Raw genomic sequence first — 14,098 nt, forward strand, 5'->3', positions numbered from 1 at the left:
GGCCGTGACGACGACACTGACCCCGCAGGACACGACCGACGAGAAGCCCAAGCGCATACGGCGGCCCAGGTCGGCGCGCGCGGGCGGGCAGATGCACGCCGGTCCGATCGCGTACATCATCCTCGCCCTGTTCACCATCGGCTCGCTGTTCCCACTGGTGTGGACGGCGATCGCCGCATCCCGCGACACCCAGCGCCTGGCGCAGACGCCGCCGCCGTTCTGGTTCGGCTCGAACCTCTTCGACAACCTCGAGATCGCCTGGAACGACGCCAACCTCGGCGAGGCGTTCATCAACACCACCTTCGTGGCGGGAGTGTCGGCGGCGACCATCGTGTTCCTGTCGACGATCGCCGGGTTCGCCTTCGCCAAGCTGCGGTTCAAGGGCCGGGGCGCGATGATGCTGATCGTGATCGGCACCATGATGGTGCCGCCGCAGCTCAGTGTGATCCCGCTGTACATGATGGTCGCCGAGCTCGGCTGGACCGATCAGCTGAAGGCCGTCATCTTCCCGTCGCTGGTGAGCGCGTTCGGTGTGTTCTTCATGCGGCAGTACCTGATCCAGGCGCTGCCGGACGAGATCATCGAGGCGGCCCGGGTGGACGGCGCGAGCAGCTGGCGGGTGGTGTGGCACGTGGTGTTCCCGGCCGCGCGGCCCGCGATGGCCGTCCTGGGCATGCTGATGTTCGTCCAGACGTGGAACGACTTCCTGTGGCCGTTCCTGGTCCTGACCCAGACCGGCAGCCCCACCGTGCAGGTCGCGGTCGCGGGACTCGGCCGCGGCTTCACGCCCGACCAGTCGCTGATCATGGCGGGCGCGCTGCTGGGCACGCTGCCGCTGCTGCTCGTCTTCGCCATCTTCGGCAAGCAGATCGTGGGCGGCATCATGCAGGGCGCGGTCAAGGGCTGAGGCCCGGTCCGCTGCTGCTTCCGGGGGCCGAGCCACCGCTGCCTCGGCCCCCGCTCTCTTCCTCCCCTCTCTTCCCTCTCTTCCCCCCATCCCCCGACTGTCGGTCGGCACGACCTCCTATGGGAGCGCTTCCATGCCTGAGTCCGAAACGCCGGCGACCCCGGCGACCCCGGTGACCTTTCCTCCCGCGTTCCTCTGGGGCGCCGCGACCTCCGCCTACCAGATCGAGGGGGCGGTGCGGGAGGACGGCCGTACGCCCTCCATCTGGGACACCTTCAGCCATACGCCGGGCAAGACGGCCGGCGGCGAGACCGGTGACATCGCTGTCGACCACTACCACCGCTACCGCGACGACGTGGCGATGATGGCCGGCCTCGGCCTGACCGCGTACCGGTTCTCGATCTCCTGGTCGCGGGTGCAGCCGACGGGCCGGGGCCCGGCGGTCCAGCGTGGCCTGGACTTCTACCGCCGGCTGGTGGACGAGCTGCTCTCCGTGGGCATCAAGCCGGCCGTCACCCTCTACCACTGGGACCTGCCGCAGGAGTTGGAGGACGCGGGCGGCTGGCCCGAGCGCGACACGGCGTACCGCTTCGCCGAGTACGCGCAGATCGTCGGCGAGGCGCTCGGCGACCGGGTGGAGCAGTGGATCACCCTCAACGAGCCGTGGTGCAGCGCCTTCCTGGGCTACGCCTCCGGGGTGCACGCCCCCGGCCGCACCGACGCGGCGGCCTCACTGAAGGCCGCGCACCACCTGAACCTGGCGCACGGTCTGGGCGCTTCCGCGTTGCGCGCCGCGATGCCGGCCCGCAACTCGGTGGCGGTGAGCCTCAACTCCTCGGTGGTCAGGCCGCTTTCACAGGACCCCGCCGACCTGGCGGCCGCCCAGAAGATCGACGACCTCGCCAACGGCGTCTTCCACGGACCGATGCTGCACGGCGCGTACCCGGAGACGCTGTACGCCGCGACGGAGCTGATCACGGACTGGTCGTACGTCCAGGACGGCGACCTGGCGGCGATCAACCAGCCGCTGGACGCGCTGGGGCTCAACTACTACACGCCGACGCTGGTGTCGGCGGCGGACACTTCGGTGAGCGGCCCGCGCGCCGACGGCCACGGCTCCAGCTCGCAGTCCCCCTGGCCGGGCGCGGACGACGTCGCCTTCCACCAGACGCCGGGCGAGCGCACGGAGATGGGCTGGACGATCGACCCGACCGGCCTGCAGGACCTGATCATGCGCTACACGCGTGAGGCGCCGGGTCTGCCGATCTACATCACCGAGAACGGCGCGGCCTACGACGACAAGCCCGACCCCGACGGCCGCGTCCACGACCCCGAGCGGATCGCGTATCTCCACGGCCACCTGCGCGCGGTCCGCCGCGCCATCGCGGACGGCGCGGACGTGCGGGGCTACTACCTGTGGTCCCTGATGGACAACTTCGAGTGGGCGTACGGCTACGGCAAGCGGTTCGGCGCGGTGTACGTGGACTACGCGACGCTGGAGCGGACACCGAAGTCGAGCGCGCTGTGGTACCGCGACGCGGCGCGGACGGGGACGCTTCCGCCGGTGGCGGCGGCCGAGTAAGCCACTGTCCGGGGGGCCGGGGGACGGGGCGCGGCACGTGGAGGGGACGTGCCGCGGCTCGCGGTTCGGAGGGCTCAGAGGCTGCCCGGGGCCGTAAGCCACTGAGTCGGCTGCCCGGTGACCGAGGCGATGGTCTCGAAGTCGTTGTCGTAGTGCAGCATGGTCAGCCCCTGGAGTTCGGCCGTCGCGGCGACGAGCAGGTCCACCGCACCTGCGGAACGGTGCTGGCCCTTCTCGGTGAGTTCCCCCTGCACGTCCCAGGCGCGTGTCACGGCCCGGTCGTCGAGGGGCGTCCAGCCGAACAGCGCGTCCAGATCCTGGACCAGAACGGCCCGGTCCTCGGCGTTCCTGGCGCTGTGGAGAAACTCGACTTCGGTCAGCGGACAGCGGGCGATCAGGCCCTCTTGCAGCGGCTTCTCCCAGAGGGTGCGAGCCTGCTGTTTAAGGATGCGGACCAATGCGCTGGTGTCGATGAGGTAGGTGGCCGCGCTCATCGACGGTAGCTCTCCTTGTCCAGCAGCATGTCGAAGTCACCGGCGTCCGCCCGTGCCGCGAGCCGGGCCAGTGCGAGCGCGCGCTTCTTGCGTTCGACGCCTTCCCTGAGTGCGGCGTTGACCGTGTCCTTCTTGGTCTTGGTCCCGAACGCTATGGCCGCCTCGGCCAGCAGTTCCTCGTCGATGTCGATCAGCGTCTTGGTCATGAGAGGACCTCCTGGATATCCGTTGGCGAATCCAGTATATCCACGAGCTCGAACCAGGTGGCTTTCCCCGGGCCGGGACCGTGCGTGCACACGCCCCAGGCGTCGGCGCCGTGGGAGATGAGGTGCATGCCGCGGCCGTCCTCGTCGTCCTGGGCGGGGATGCGGACGGTGGGCAGGCCCGGGGCCTCGTCGCGGATGAGGATGCGGAGGCGATGCGGGTCCGTCCAGCCGGCGAAGAGGGTGACGGGGGTGGTGCAGCCCTTGTCGGCGCAGGCGTTGATGGCGTTGGTGACGGCCTCTGAGGTCAACAGGGCGACGGTGTCGGCGAGTTCGTGTCTACCGGATACGGCGAGCAGGTTGCGGACCGTTTCGCGGGCGGTGCGGACCCAGGCGGGGTGGGGCGGGAAGACGAGTGCGTTGAGGTCGGCAGACTGCTTGATCAGGAGGTTGACCATGGCACCCAGGAGTAATCCCAGCGAGCGTCAGCGCAGGCTGGGAGCAGAGCTGCGCAAGCTGCGCGTACGCGCAGGGCTGTCCGGCGAAAAGGCGGCTGCGATCCTCGACGCGGACCGTGCTCGCATCAGCAACATCGAGACCGGGCGCCTAGACGTGTCCCACAACCGCCTGTACAAGGTGCTCCGGGAATACGGCTGCCCACCCGGGCCCTACTTCGACACCCTGATGGCCATGGCCCAGGAACGCGGCAAGGGATGGTGGGACGAGTTCGCCGACACGATCGGCCCCGCAGCCCGGGACCTGGCAGAACTGGAATCACGCTCGACGGTGATGCGCACTCACAATCCGCTGAAAGGAACCTTGCCGTGCCTCAACTCGCCTGGCAGAAGTCGTCGTTCAGCACCGGCGGCGAGGGCGAGTGCGTAGAACTGGCGGCATCCGCCCCGTCCTGCATCCGCCTCCGCGAAAGCGACCACCCACACGAGATCGCCACGACCACGCCCCGTGCCCTGGCCAACCTCCTGCACGCCGTCAAGGTGGGAACCTTCAGTCGCTGAGCCCCAGATGCGCGAACACGACGTCCCGGACACGGAGCACCGCGTCGGGGTCAATCGGGGCGAGGACCGGGACGGCGTGGCCCTCCTCGGCGAACACCTCGTCGAAGACGCGCCGGGCCCCCTCATGTTCCTGCTCGGAGATCGGTCCGTTGCGGCGCTCGTAGCCGGCCAGATACTCGTCGAGGATCTGGCCTCGCAGCTCACGCTCCACCGCCTCGGTGACGAACGCAGAGAACTCGCGCTTGCCGACCCGTTGGCGGATCGCCTCGGCCGTCCCCTCCGGGAGGGAAAGGCTGACCCGGGTGGCCGGCCCTTCCCCGATGCCGTACGAGGTCTCGCTCATGGAGCCCAGATTATGAAACGAGGAGGAGTTCAGCTCGGTCCTTCACCCGCGCGGCTCCCGCACGACCACGACGTCCCCCGCAGGGACGGTGACCGTGCCGCCCTCGACCCGGTTGCCCGTCAACAGCTCGGCGCCGTCGCACGAGACCTCGATCTCCGCGTCCCGGTCGCCGTGGTTGATCAGGAAGAGGTAGTCGGCGTCCGCCCCGCGCCGGAGTGCTGCTTCCACGCCCTCCGGCGTGACGCGAACCGGCTCGACGCCCGCCTCCGTGCACATGCGGTCCAGCAGCGCGGCGAGCGTCGTCGGGTCCGGGAGCGTCGCCACGTACCACGTCGTGCCCGTGCCGTGGGGGTGGCGGGTCACCGCCGGGACTTCAGTCAGCGGCCCGGACGTGTACGAGGTGATCGCCTCGGCGCCGGCCAGGTGCACGCGCTCCGACCAGAGGCCCGCCGTGCCGCCTTCGCTCAGGCCGACCGATTCTCCGGGCAGCAACGGGAAGAGTTCGTCCGTCCGCACACCCAGCGCCTTCCGGAACGCCCCCGGGTAACCGCCCAGCCGCACATGGCAGTTCTCGTCCACCGCGCCGCTGTGGAAGCCGACGGCCAGCGTGCCGCCGCTCTCCGCGAAGCGTGTCAGGTTGGCCGCGGCCTCGTCGTCGACGAGGTAGAGGCTCGGGGCCAGGACCAGGCGGTACGCCGACAGGTCGGCGTCCGGACGTACGAAGTCCACGGCGACGCCCGCCCGCCACAGCGGCTCGTACCAGGAGCGGACCAGGTCCTGGAAGCGGACCTCGCCGCTGGGCTGTGAGGCCAGTTCGACGGACCACCAGGCGTTCCAGTCCCAGACGATGGCAACCTTCGCCGTGCCCGTGCTGCCGCGCACCTCCGCCAGTGCCTTCAGGTCGGCGCCGAGTGCGACGACGTCCCGCCAGATCTGGCTGTCCGTCCCGGCGTGCGGCAGCATCGCCGAGTGCCACTGCTCAGCACCCGCCTTGGCGGCCCGCCACTGGAAGTAGGCGATGCCGTCCGCGCCACGCGCCACGTGGGCGAGGGCGTTGCGGCGCAACTCCCCCGCGTTCTTCGCCCGGTTGACCGGCTGCCAGTTCACCGCGCCCGTCGAGTGCTCCATCAGCAGCCACGGACGCCCGCCCGCGAGCGACCGCACCAGGTCGCCGCTCAGCGCGATGTCGATCTCCGACTCCGGGTCCGCGGACTGGAGGTAGTGGTCGTTCGAGACGATGTCCAGCTCGGGGGCCCAGCGCCAGTAGTCCAGCGCGTCGAAGTTGTACATCACCATGAAGTTGGTGGTGGCCGGCACAGAAGGGGCCGCCTCCCGCAGCACCTCCCGCTCCGCCTTGTACAGGGACAGCAGTTCGTCGCTGCAGAAGCGACGCCAGTCCAGCTGGTGGGTCGGGTTGGGGACGGCTCCGGTGGCGCGCGGCGGGATGATCTCGTCCCAGTCGTAGTACCACTGGCTCCAGAAGGTGGTGCCCCAGGCGGCGTTCAGCGCCGCCAAGTCGTCGTACTTCACCCGAAGCCACCTGCGAAAAGCCGCCGCGCTCTCGTCGCAGTAGCACTCCGCGTTGTGGCAGCCGTACTCGTTGTGGATGTGCCACATCACCACGGCCGGGTGATCGGCGTACCGCGCGGCGAGTTCGCCCGTGATCCGCAGGGCGGCCTCGCGGTAGGCGGGGCTGCTCGGGCAGAACGTCTGGCGGCTGCCGTACGACAGTCCGCGGCCGTCCCGGTCCACCGGCAGCGCGTCCGGGTGCGCGCGGAAGAACCACGCCGGCGGGGCCGCCGTCGGCGTCGCCAGGTCGGCGGCGATGCCGTTCTCGTGGAGCAGGGCGAGGATCCTGTCGAGGCGCGAGAAGTCGTACTCACCCTCGCGCGGCTCCAGCAGCGCCCACGCGAAGATGTTGACGCTGACCATGGTGACGCCGGCCTCGCGCATGAGGCGTACGTCCTCGGCCCAGACCTCTTCGGGCCACTGCTCGGGGTTGTAGTCGCCGCCGTAGGCGATACCCGGAACTTTCAAGGTGCTCAACGGTCGACTCCCGTCAGAAGACGGCGCGTAGTCTCCACGCCCCACTGGTCCAGCGACAGCAGCCGGTCGCTGGACGCCATCAGGCCGCCCGTCGCCTCGACGTGCGCCGCCCACCGCTCCCGGGTCTCCACCGCGGGGCGGGCCATCAGGCAGTCGGGGTCGTTGATCCAGAGGCGGCCGTGCTGCCACTGGCGGCCGGCGCCGGTGAACTCGGCCGGGTCCTGGCCGGGTTGGCTGTAGTCGTCGGCCTCGGGGCGGCGGTGCGGGGCCGTGTCGGGGCTGACCCGCATCGCGTCGAACAGGCCGATGGAGGGCAGGAGGGGGGCGCCGCAGCCCAGCAGGTAGGCGTCCTCGCCGATCGCGTCGCGGATCAGTTCGATGCCGGAGCGGTACGCCTGGAGAGCGTCCACGGATGAATGCCGTACGCCGTCCAGAGCCCCCGCGTACAGGAAGTCGACCTTGAAGTAGTCGTAGCCCTCTGCGCGCAGCGTCGTGAAGACCGAGGTCAGGTACTCCGCCGCGGCCGGGTGGGTGGTGTCGAGGATGCTCAGGTCGTGGCCCCAGTTGCGGCCCGCGTGCGCGAAGCCGCCGTCGGCGTCCTTGACCAGCCAGTCGGGGTGCTCCGCGGCCAGGTCGCTCGCCGGGTCCACCAGGAAGGGGGCCGTCCAGATGCCGGCCCGGCGGCCCCGGGCGCGGATCGCGTCGGCGATCCCCGCGCGGGAGCGGAAGCGGCCGGAGAGGGTGAGCCAGTCGCCGAGGGCCTTCTGGTAGCCGTCGTCGATCTGGACGACGTCGATGGGCAGGTCGAGGGTGTCCATCGCACGCAGGTTCTCGTGGATGTCGTCCTCGGTGACGGCCGTGAAGTACTCGTACCAGGAGCACCAGACCGACGGGGCCGGACGCGGGGCCGCGAGCCCGAGGCCCGCGGCCCAGTCCGCCAGCGTCGACCGGATGTCCGTACCCGTGAACTCCTTCACCGGGCCGTCGGCGCTGATCTCCGCCGTGTCGCCCTCGACGAGCAGGCGGATCGACGGGACCTCCGTCAGCGGGTCCGCCGCCGCCCACAGCCGGACCGGCGAACCGTCGCCCGGGTCGAGCGCCAGCAGGCCCTCGCCCTGGAAGGTGCCCTCGGGGACGATGACGCCCGGCCGGTAGCAGACCGTCGCCCAGTTGTCGTTCGTCGGGCGGTACGGCGTCGCGTCGAGGGCGTAGGCGCCGCTGGGGCTCCAGGACTGCCAGCCCTCCTCGTGGACGCGGGCGTTCCGCGCGTCCACGGGCACGGAGGCGACCGGGGTGAAGGGGTTGTGCACGGAGGTCTCTTTCAAGCGGGGGGCGGTCAGCCCTTGTTGGCGCCCAGGGTCAGGCCGCTGACGAACTGGCGCTGGAGCACGAAGTACACGATCAGCGTCGGGATCGCGGTGAGCAGGGCGCCGGCGGCGACCAGGTTGGGGTCGGTGAAGTACGCGCCGGTCAGGTTGTTCAGCGCGGAGGTGATGGGCATGTTCTCGCCGGTGGAGATGAGGACCAGGGCCCAGAAGAAGTCGTTGTAGATCCAGATGGACAACAACGTGGCCAGGGCCGCCATCGCCGGTCGGCACAGCGGCAGCACGATCTGCCAGTACATGCGCCACACCGAGGCGCCGTCCACCAGCGCGGCCTCGGTCAGCTCGTGCGGCAGCGAGCGCATGTAGTTGCTCAGCACGAACGCGCAGAAGCCGGACTGGAACGCCACGTGGATGAGGACCAGGCCGAGCGCGGAGTCGTACAGCTTGCCGGACATGGTGATGCCGGGCAGGTCAACGAGCAGGTACAGGCGGTACAGCGGGGTGATGATGACCTGCTGCGGGAGCAGGTTGCCCGCGGTGAAGACCAGCAGCAGGAACAGGTTGACGCGGAAGTCGAAGCGGCTGACGTAGAAGGCGACCATCGACGACAGGAACAGCGTCACCAGCACCGCCGGCACGGCGATGATCATCGTGTTGACGAAGTAGTGCCCCATGTCGGACTGCGTGAACGCGTTCGTGAAGTTGTCGAGGCTCAGCTTGTCCGGCCAGGAGACATAACCCTTCTCGCTGGTCTCCGAGTACGGCCGCAGGGCCGAGTACAGCGCCCAGAGCAGCGGCGCGAGCCAGGCCAGCGAGGCGCCCGCGAGGAAGAGGTGCAGCAGGATCCGGGCGGGGCGGACGGGCGTGCGGGTCTTGGTCATGACGGTGGTGCTCATGCGCGCCGCTCCTTCCGGAAGGTGGACACCAGATACGGGATGATCACGACGAGGGAGATCAGCAGCAGCACGACCGCGATCGCGGAGCCGTATCCGATGCGGCTGGACTCGCCGATGATGTTGTTGGTGACCAGGATGGAGAGCAGTTCGGTGCCCTCGGCGCCCTTGTTGAAGACGAAGACCAGGTCGAAGGCGCGCAGCGCCTCGATGATGGTGACGACCAGGACGACGGTGTTGGTGGGGCGCAGGGTGGGGAAGATGACGTTCTTGAACGTCTGCCACTCGTTGGCGCCGTCCAGCGAGGACGCCTCGCGCAGCGAGGGGTCCACGCCCTTGAGGCCGGCCAGGTAGAGGATCATCATGTAGCCGGTGTGGCGCCAGGACGCGGCGATGAGGATGGCCCACAGGTTGAGGTCCGGGTCGCCGATCCAGTCGATGTACTTGCCCGGCTCGTTGGCCCCGATGACGCTGTTGATCAGGCCGGTGTCGGGGTTGTAGATGAGCTGCCAGACGAAGCCGATCACGGCCATCGACATGACCACGGGCAGGAAGAACGCGGTCTGGTAGACCCGGCTGAAGCGGATCTTCTTGTCCAGCTGCACGGCCAGGAACAGGCCCAGCGGGGTCGGGATCGCGATCAGGACCACGAACCAGATCACGTTGTGCTGGACGGCCGGCCAGAACTGCGGGTTCTGCTCGAAGAGTTCCTTGAAGTTCTGGAGCCCGACCCACTTGATCGAGTCGAAGCCGATGCCGTCCCAGGTGGTGAAGGCCAGCGCGATCGACGCGAAGGCCGTCACCCACACCAGGGCGATGTGCAGGAGCGTCGGCAGACCCGCCATCAACGCCAGGGTGAACCGGTCGCGGCGGGTGAGCAGACGGCGATGCCCGTGGGGCACCTTCTTCTTGGCGGGGGCAGTGCCCGCAGGCGGCACCGCGGCCGCCTCCGGGATCTCCTCTGTGGTTTCCGTTGTCATGACGAGGCGAAGATCGTCTTCTTCTGGCGCTCGATCGAGGACAGCAGACTGTCGACGCCCTTGGGGTCACGGACGAACTTCTGCAGCGCGGGCTGCATCACCGTCGAGGTGAAGTCCGGGCGGCTGTCGCGGTCCATGAACTGGGTGAGGCTCTTGGCCCCGGCGATCATGTCGTACGCCTTCTTCTGCAGAGGCGTGTACGCCGAGGTGTCGGCCTTGGTGGAGGCGGCCACGACGCTCGGGTCGGCCTTGAGGTAGGCCTCCTCGGCCTCGGGGGTGCCCAGGAACTCCATGAGCTTGACGCCCTCGGCCTTGTTCTTCGGGCTCTTGCTCATCATGAAGCCGTCGGTAGGTGCCTCGACGGTGTCCTGGCCGTACGCCGGGTCGATCTCCGGGAAGGCGAAGAAGTCGAGGTCCTCGAGGTCGGCCGGGTTGGTGAACTGCTGGCCCACGAAGGTGCCCAGCAGGTACATGCCGGCCTTCTTCGACACCAGGGTCTGCGCGGCGTCCTGCCAGGTGCGGCCGACGGCGCCCTCCTGGTGGTAGGGGAGGATCTCGGCCCACAGGTCGAAGACGGACTTCACCTTGGCGTCGGTCCAGGAGGCCTTGCCCGCCATCAGGTCGACGTGGAAGTCGTAGCCGTTCTTGCGGAAGTTGATCTGGTCGAAGGTGCCGAGCGCGGGCCAGGCGTCCTTGTCGCCGAAGGCGATCGGGACCAGCTTGTCCTTCTGCATCTGCTTGCACAGCGCGACGAAGTCGTCCCACGTGGTGGGGACCTCGTAGCCGTACTGCTTGAAGACGCTCTTCCGGTAGAACAGCGCCCAGGGGTACGTGTACAGCGGCACGAAGTAGTACTTGCCGTCCTCGCCCTTGCTGAGCTTCTGCATCGCCTCGGGGAAGTTGCCCGCGATCTTCTGCCACACGTCGTCGATCGGCGTGGCGAGGCCCTTGGCCGCGAAGAACTGCATCCGGTAGCCGGCGAACCAGGTGAACACGTCGTCCGGCGTGCCCTGCAGGTAGGAGTTGATCTGCTCCTGGAACGTGTTCGAGTCCTTGGTGTTCACGTCGACCGTGATGCCGGACTTCTTCTTGTAGGCCGCGTACACGTCGGCGAACGCCTTCTTCGGCACCGCGTCGGACGCCTTGGAGCCGAGCGTGACCGTCTTCGGGTCGGCGGACGTGCCGCTGCCGCCACAGGCGCTCAGCAGGGGTATCCCGGCGCCGAGCAGGGCCGCGCCACCCATGCCGCGGAGCATGGTGCGGCGACTGGGGGACGGGAAGGAGAGGCCGGAGGGAGAGAGGTCGGGCATGAACGGCTCCTGACGGGGAGGGTCGGTCGGGTCGGGCGGAGATCCGATCGCAATCGACCAGAAATCAACTTGACCAAACACGTTTGCGCAATGACAGCCGTATGTCAGGTCATACGTCAATAGCTTTCGGGCCGTTTTGTCGAAACGTAATCGACACGAGCCCTCCCGCCCGGATGGGAACGTTCACGGAGGGGATGGGACGCTCAGGGAAGGGGTCGGGACCGGTTGCTGAAGGTGGAGACCAGTCGGCCGGGCCGACGCCGTCGTACGGAGCCTCGGTGCCCCCGCCCCCGCCGCAGAGGCGCCCGCTCGCGTCCGTCCAGCTGGATCCAGATCCGCACCTCGGTCCCGCCGAGCACCGACGCCCCGAGCCGCACGTCCCCGCCCGTCTCCTCCGCGAGCCGCCGCACGATGTCGAGGCCGAGCCCGGTCGACCCGGCGCTCCCCGAACCCCGGCCGCGCGCCATCGCCGCCGCGGGGTCGGGTATGCCCGGCCCCGCGTCGGACACCAGCACGATCACCGCGTCCTCGCCGTTGTGCAGGTCCACCGCGAAGGCCGTGCCCACCGGGGTGTGCCGGAAGACGTTGCCCAGCAGGGCGTCCAGCGCGGCGACCAGGTCCGCGCGGGCCACGGGTATGCGCACCGGCCGGTCCGCCCCGGCCACCCGCCACTTGCGGCCCTCGTCCTCTGCGAGCGCCGACCAGAACGCCATCCGCTCACGCACGACCTCGGCGGCATCGCAGCCGGCGCCCGGCCCGGCGGCCGCGGTCTGCGGCTTGGCGTCCCGGGCGGTACGGATGATCGTGTCGACCTCGCGCTCCAACTGCGCGACCGCGGCCCGGGTCTGCTCGGCGGCCGGCCCGTCCCCGAGCGAGGCCGCGTTCAGCCGCAGCACGGTCAGCGGTGTGCGCAGCCGGTGGGACAGGTCGGCCGCCAACTCCCGCTCGTTCGCCAGGAGTTGTACGACCTGGTCGGCCATGGAGTTGAACGCCACCGCCGCCAGCCGCAGTTCGGTCGGCCCCTCCTCCGGCACCCTCGCGCCCAGCTTCCCCTCCCCCAGTTCGTGCGCGCCCTCGACCAGGCGCTGTGCGGGCCGCACCATCCGCACGCCCAGCCGGTCGGCGACCGCGACCGAGCCGACGACGAGCGCGGCACCGACCCCGGCGAGGACCGCCCACGCGGTGGCGACGCCGTTGCTGACCTCGGACTCCGGGACGTACACCTCGACGACCGCGATCTCGCCGGAGCTCAGCGCGACCGGCTGGAGCAGCGTGGAGCCGCCGGGCACCTCGCTGGTGGAGGCGCGGCCCAGCTTCCGCACGGTCGCGATGTCCCCGTCGGCGGCGCGCTGCCGCCCGAGGTCGACGGCCGCGGCGCCGTCCGACGCCGGTATGTGCACGGCCAGGCCCGCGTCCGACCCGGCCGAGGCGACGACCCGCTCCAGCTGGTCGCGGTCGGTGGTGATGGACAGGGCGGGGGCGACGGCCGCAGCCTGCCGTTCGGCGTTGGAGAAGGCGCGGTCCCGGGCCATCTCCTTGATGACGAGTCCGAGCGGGATGGCGAAGGCGACCACGACCATGGTGGTGACCGCCAGCGAGACCTTGACCAGTGCCCATCTCATCGCGCCGGCTCCGATCCCGGTGGCTCCAGCTTCACGCCGACGCCCCGCAGCGTGTGCAGATAGCGCGGACTCGCCGCCGTCTCGCCGAGCTTGCGGCGCAGCCACGACAGATGGACGTCGATGGTCTGGTCGTCGCCGTACGACTGCTGCCACACCTCGGCGAGCAGTTCCTTGCGGGGGACGACGACACCTGGCCGGCCGGCCAGGAAGGCGAGCAGGTCGAACTCGCGCCGGGTGAGGTCCAGCCGTACGCCGTCCAGCTCGGCCTGCCGGCGCAGCGGGTCGACGGTCAGGCCGCCGACGCGCAGTACGGTCTCCGGCGGAGCGTCCCCGCCGGCGCTGCGGGACCGTCGTAGGACCGCCGCCATCCGTGCCGACAGGTGCTCGACCGAGAACGGCTTGGTCAGGTAGTCGTCCGCCCCCGCGTTCAGCAGCCGGACGATCTCCGTCTCGTCGTCCCGGGCGGTGGCGATGATCACGGGGACGTCGGTGATGCCGCGCAGCATCTTCAGGGCCTCGGAGCCGTCCAGATCGGGCAGACCGAGGTCCAGGATCACGACGTCGAAACGGAAATGGGCGACCTCGCGCAGCGCCTCCAGTGCCGTACCGACGCTGCGCACCGTGTGGGCGGCGTCGGTCAGGTGCCGGATGAGCGCCGAGCGTACGAACTGGTCGTCCTCGACCACGAGCACACTTGCCATGCGCCGCAACCTACGCCATGCGAGGGAGGCCCTTCCGGTGCCTGTGGACAACTTCGCACCTGTGGACAACGACCCGCGCACCGGGCGACATCGGTGGGACGCGTGAGGCAGTATGGCCCGCGATGCGCAGAGGACTCATACACCTACTGGCTTGGACGCTCGCCACGGGCGCGGCGGTCACGCTGTCGTGGTGGGGCGTCCACTCGGTGATGACGGGCACGGCCTACGACCCGCCGCGCGCCCTGCCCATCACGGCGGCCGACGCGACCACGCAGGAGTCGAAGCCGCTGGCGTCGTCGACGGCCCGGCCGACGCCGTCCGAGTCGAAGAGCCCCTCGCGCGAGCTGTCCCCGGCCCCCACCCGGACCCCGTCGAGCCCGCCGAGCCCACCGACGACGAGCGCCGGCCCGTCCCCCACGGCGTCCGGGCAGATCAAGAGCTACGACACCGACGGCGGCCGTGCGGTCTTCGACCTCGGGAAGACGTCCGCGACGCTGGTGTCGGCGACGCCCGGCACCGGCTGGTCGATGCAGGTGTGGAAGACGGACTCGTGGATCCGGGTGGAGTTCGGCTCGGGCGCGGACCGGGTGTCGGTGTTCTGCACCTGGCACGACGGGCCGCCGCGCGTGGAGATCGGGAACTACTAGATCTATCGGGACCTACTGGATCTGTCGGG

General features: G+C 69.8%; 15 protein-coding genes and 1 pseudogene. 5 read left to right on the forward strand and 11 right to left on the reverse strand.

Going from position 1 to position 14,098, the window contains the following annotated elements:
- The first annotated feature begins 4 nt into the window (after positions 1 to 4).
- Together QFZ76_RS20155 and QFZ76_RS20160 are read left to right on the forward strand one after the other, a co-directional pair.
- A complete protein-coding gene (locus QFZ76_RS20155; RefSeq protein ID WP_266439205.1) occupies positions 5 to 907 on the forward strand; it encodes a carbohydrate ABC transporter permease in 903 nt (300 codons plus the stop codon).
- 133 nt (positions 908 to 1,040) lie between these two features.
- Positions 1,041 to 2,489 (forward strand): GH1 family beta-glucosidase, encoded by a 1,449-nt coding sequence (locus QFZ76_RS20160; RefSeq protein ID WP_307675049.1) that lies wholly within the window; start codon positions 1,041 to 1,043, stop codon positions 2,487 to 2,489.
- Between the two features lie 74 nt (positions 2,490 to 2,563).
- On the opposite strand, the gene QFZ76_RS20165 is transcribed toward QFZ76_RS20160, so the two are convergent.
- Genes QFZ76_RS20165 through QFZ76_RS20175 form a run of 3 tightly spaced genes read right to left on the reverse strand, consistent with a single transcriptional unit; the run spans position 2,564 to position 3,644 of the window.
- The gene (locus tag QFZ76_RS20165; RefSeq protein ID WP_307675050.1) at positions 2,564 to 2,983 is read right to left on the reverse strand and encodes a PIN domain nuclease; all 420 of its coding nucleotides are present in this window, start codon (positions 2,981 to 2,983) and stop codon (positions 2,564 to 2,566) included.
- Positions 2,980 to 3,189 (reverse strand): type II toxin-antitoxin system VapB family antitoxin, encoded by a 210-nt coding sequence (locus QFZ76_RS20170; protein WP_307675051.1) that lies wholly within the window; start codon positions 3,187 to 3,189, stop codon positions 2,980 to 2,982. The genes QFZ76_RS20165 and QFZ76_RS20170 overlap by 4 nt, the downstream gene beginning before the upstream one ends.
- A complete protein-coding gene (locus QFZ76_RS20175) occupies positions 3,186 to 3,644 on the reverse strand; it encodes an ATP-binding protein (RefSeq protein WP_307675052.1) in 459 nt (152 codons plus the stop codon). The genes QFZ76_RS20170 and QFZ76_RS20175 overlap by 4 nt, the downstream gene beginning before the upstream one ends.
- Here QFZ76_RS20175 and QFZ76_RS20180 point away from each other — a divergent pair.
- Together QFZ76_RS20180 and QFZ76_RS20185 are read left to right on the forward strand one after the other, a co-directional pair.
- Entirely contained in the window at positions 3,643 to 4,071 is a 429-nt protein-coding gene (locus tag QFZ76_RS20180; RefSeq protein ID WP_307675053.1) for a helix-turn-helix domain-containing protein, read from the forward strand. The two genes, QFZ76_RS20175 and QFZ76_RS20180, sit on opposite strands and share 2 nt — an antisense overlap.
- Complete coding sequence (locus QFZ76_RS20185) at positions 4,011 to 4,202, forward strand: DUF397 domain-containing protein (protein ID WP_307675054.1); 192 nt, start codon at positions 4,011 to 4,013, stop codon at positions 4,200 to 4,202. The genes QFZ76_RS20180 and QFZ76_RS20185 overlap by 61 nt, the downstream gene beginning before the upstream one ends.
- A gap of 82 nt (positions 4,203 to 4,284) precedes the next feature.
- On the opposite strand, the pseudogene QFZ76_RS20190 reads toward QFZ76_RS20185, so the two are convergent.
- The 8 genes and pseudogenes from QFZ76_RS20190 to QFZ76_RS20225 form a co-directional block, all read right to left on the reverse strand.
- A pseudogene (locus tag QFZ76_RS20190) lies at positions 4,285 to 4,545 on the reverse strand (hypothetical protein); the annotation flags it as partial.
- A 42-nt stretch (positions 4,546 to 4,587) separates the two neighbouring features.
- A complete protein-coding gene (locus QFZ76_RS20195) occupies positions 4,588 to 6,591 on the reverse strand; it encodes a beta-galactosidase (RefSeq protein WP_307675055.1) in 2,004 nt (667 codons plus the stop codon).
- Positions 6,588 to 7,901 (reverse strand): glycoside hydrolase family 36 protein, encoded by a 1,314-nt coding sequence (locus QFZ76_RS20200; RefSeq protein WP_307680076.1) that lies wholly within the window; start codon positions 7,899 to 7,901, stop codon positions 6,588 to 6,590. Before QFZ76_RS20200 ends, QFZ76_RS20195 begins: the two co-directional genes overlap by 4 nt.
- A gap of 26 nt (positions 7,902 to 7,927) precedes the next feature.
- A complete protein-coding gene (locus QFZ76_RS20205; protein ID WP_307675056.1) occupies positions 7,928 to 8,812 on the reverse strand; it encodes a carbohydrate ABC transporter permease in 885 nt (294 codons plus the stop codon).
- Complete coding sequence (locus tag QFZ76_RS20210) at positions 8,809 to 9,789, reverse strand: carbohydrate ABC transporter permease (protein ID WP_307675057.1); 981 nt, start codon at positions 9,787 to 9,789, stop codon at positions 8,809 to 8,811. The genes QFZ76_RS20205 and QFZ76_RS20210 overlap by 4 nt, the downstream gene beginning before the upstream one ends.
- On the reverse strand, positions 9,786 to 11,099 hold the full coding sequence (locus QFZ76_RS20215; RefSeq protein WP_307675058.1) for an ABC transporter substrate-binding protein: 1,314 nt from the start codon (positions 11,097 to 11,099) through the stop codon (positions 9,786 to 9,788). The genes QFZ76_RS20210 and QFZ76_RS20215 overlap by 4 nt, the downstream gene beginning before the upstream one ends.
- A 203-nt stretch (positions 11,100 to 11,302) precedes the next feature.
- Complete coding sequence (locus QFZ76_RS20220; protein WP_307675059.1) at positions 11,303 to 12,721, reverse strand: HAMP domain-containing sensor histidine kinase; 1,419 nt, start codon at positions 12,719 to 12,721, stop codon at positions 11,303 to 11,305.
- Positions 12,718 to 13,422: a response regulator transcription factor gene (locus QFZ76_RS20225; RefSeq protein ID WP_266439182.1), complete on the reverse strand. Its 705-nt coding sequence runs from the start codon at positions 13,420 to 13,422 to the stop codon at positions 12,718 to 12,720. The genes QFZ76_RS20220 and QFZ76_RS20225 overlap by 4 nt, the downstream gene beginning before the upstream one ends.
- Positions 13,423 to 13,544: 122 nt before the next feature.
- Here QFZ76_RS20225 and QFZ76_RS20230 point away from each other — a divergent pair, with 122 nt between their 5' ends.
- Positions 13,545 to 14,069 carry a hypothetical protein gene (locus QFZ76_RS20230; protein ID WP_307675060.1) on the forward strand — a complete coding sequence of 175 codons (525 nt, stop codon included), beginning with the start codon at positions 13,545 to 13,547 and terminating at the stop codon, positions 14,067 to 14,069.
- Positions 14,070 to 14,098: the final 29 nt, after the last annotated feature.

The sequence above is a fragment of the Streptomyces sp. V4I2 genome, from assembly GCF_030817655.1.
In the GTDB taxonomy this organism is placed as follows: Bacteria; Actinomycetota; Actinomycetes; order Streptomycetales; family Streptomycetaceae; genus Streptomyces; species Streptomyces plumbiresistens.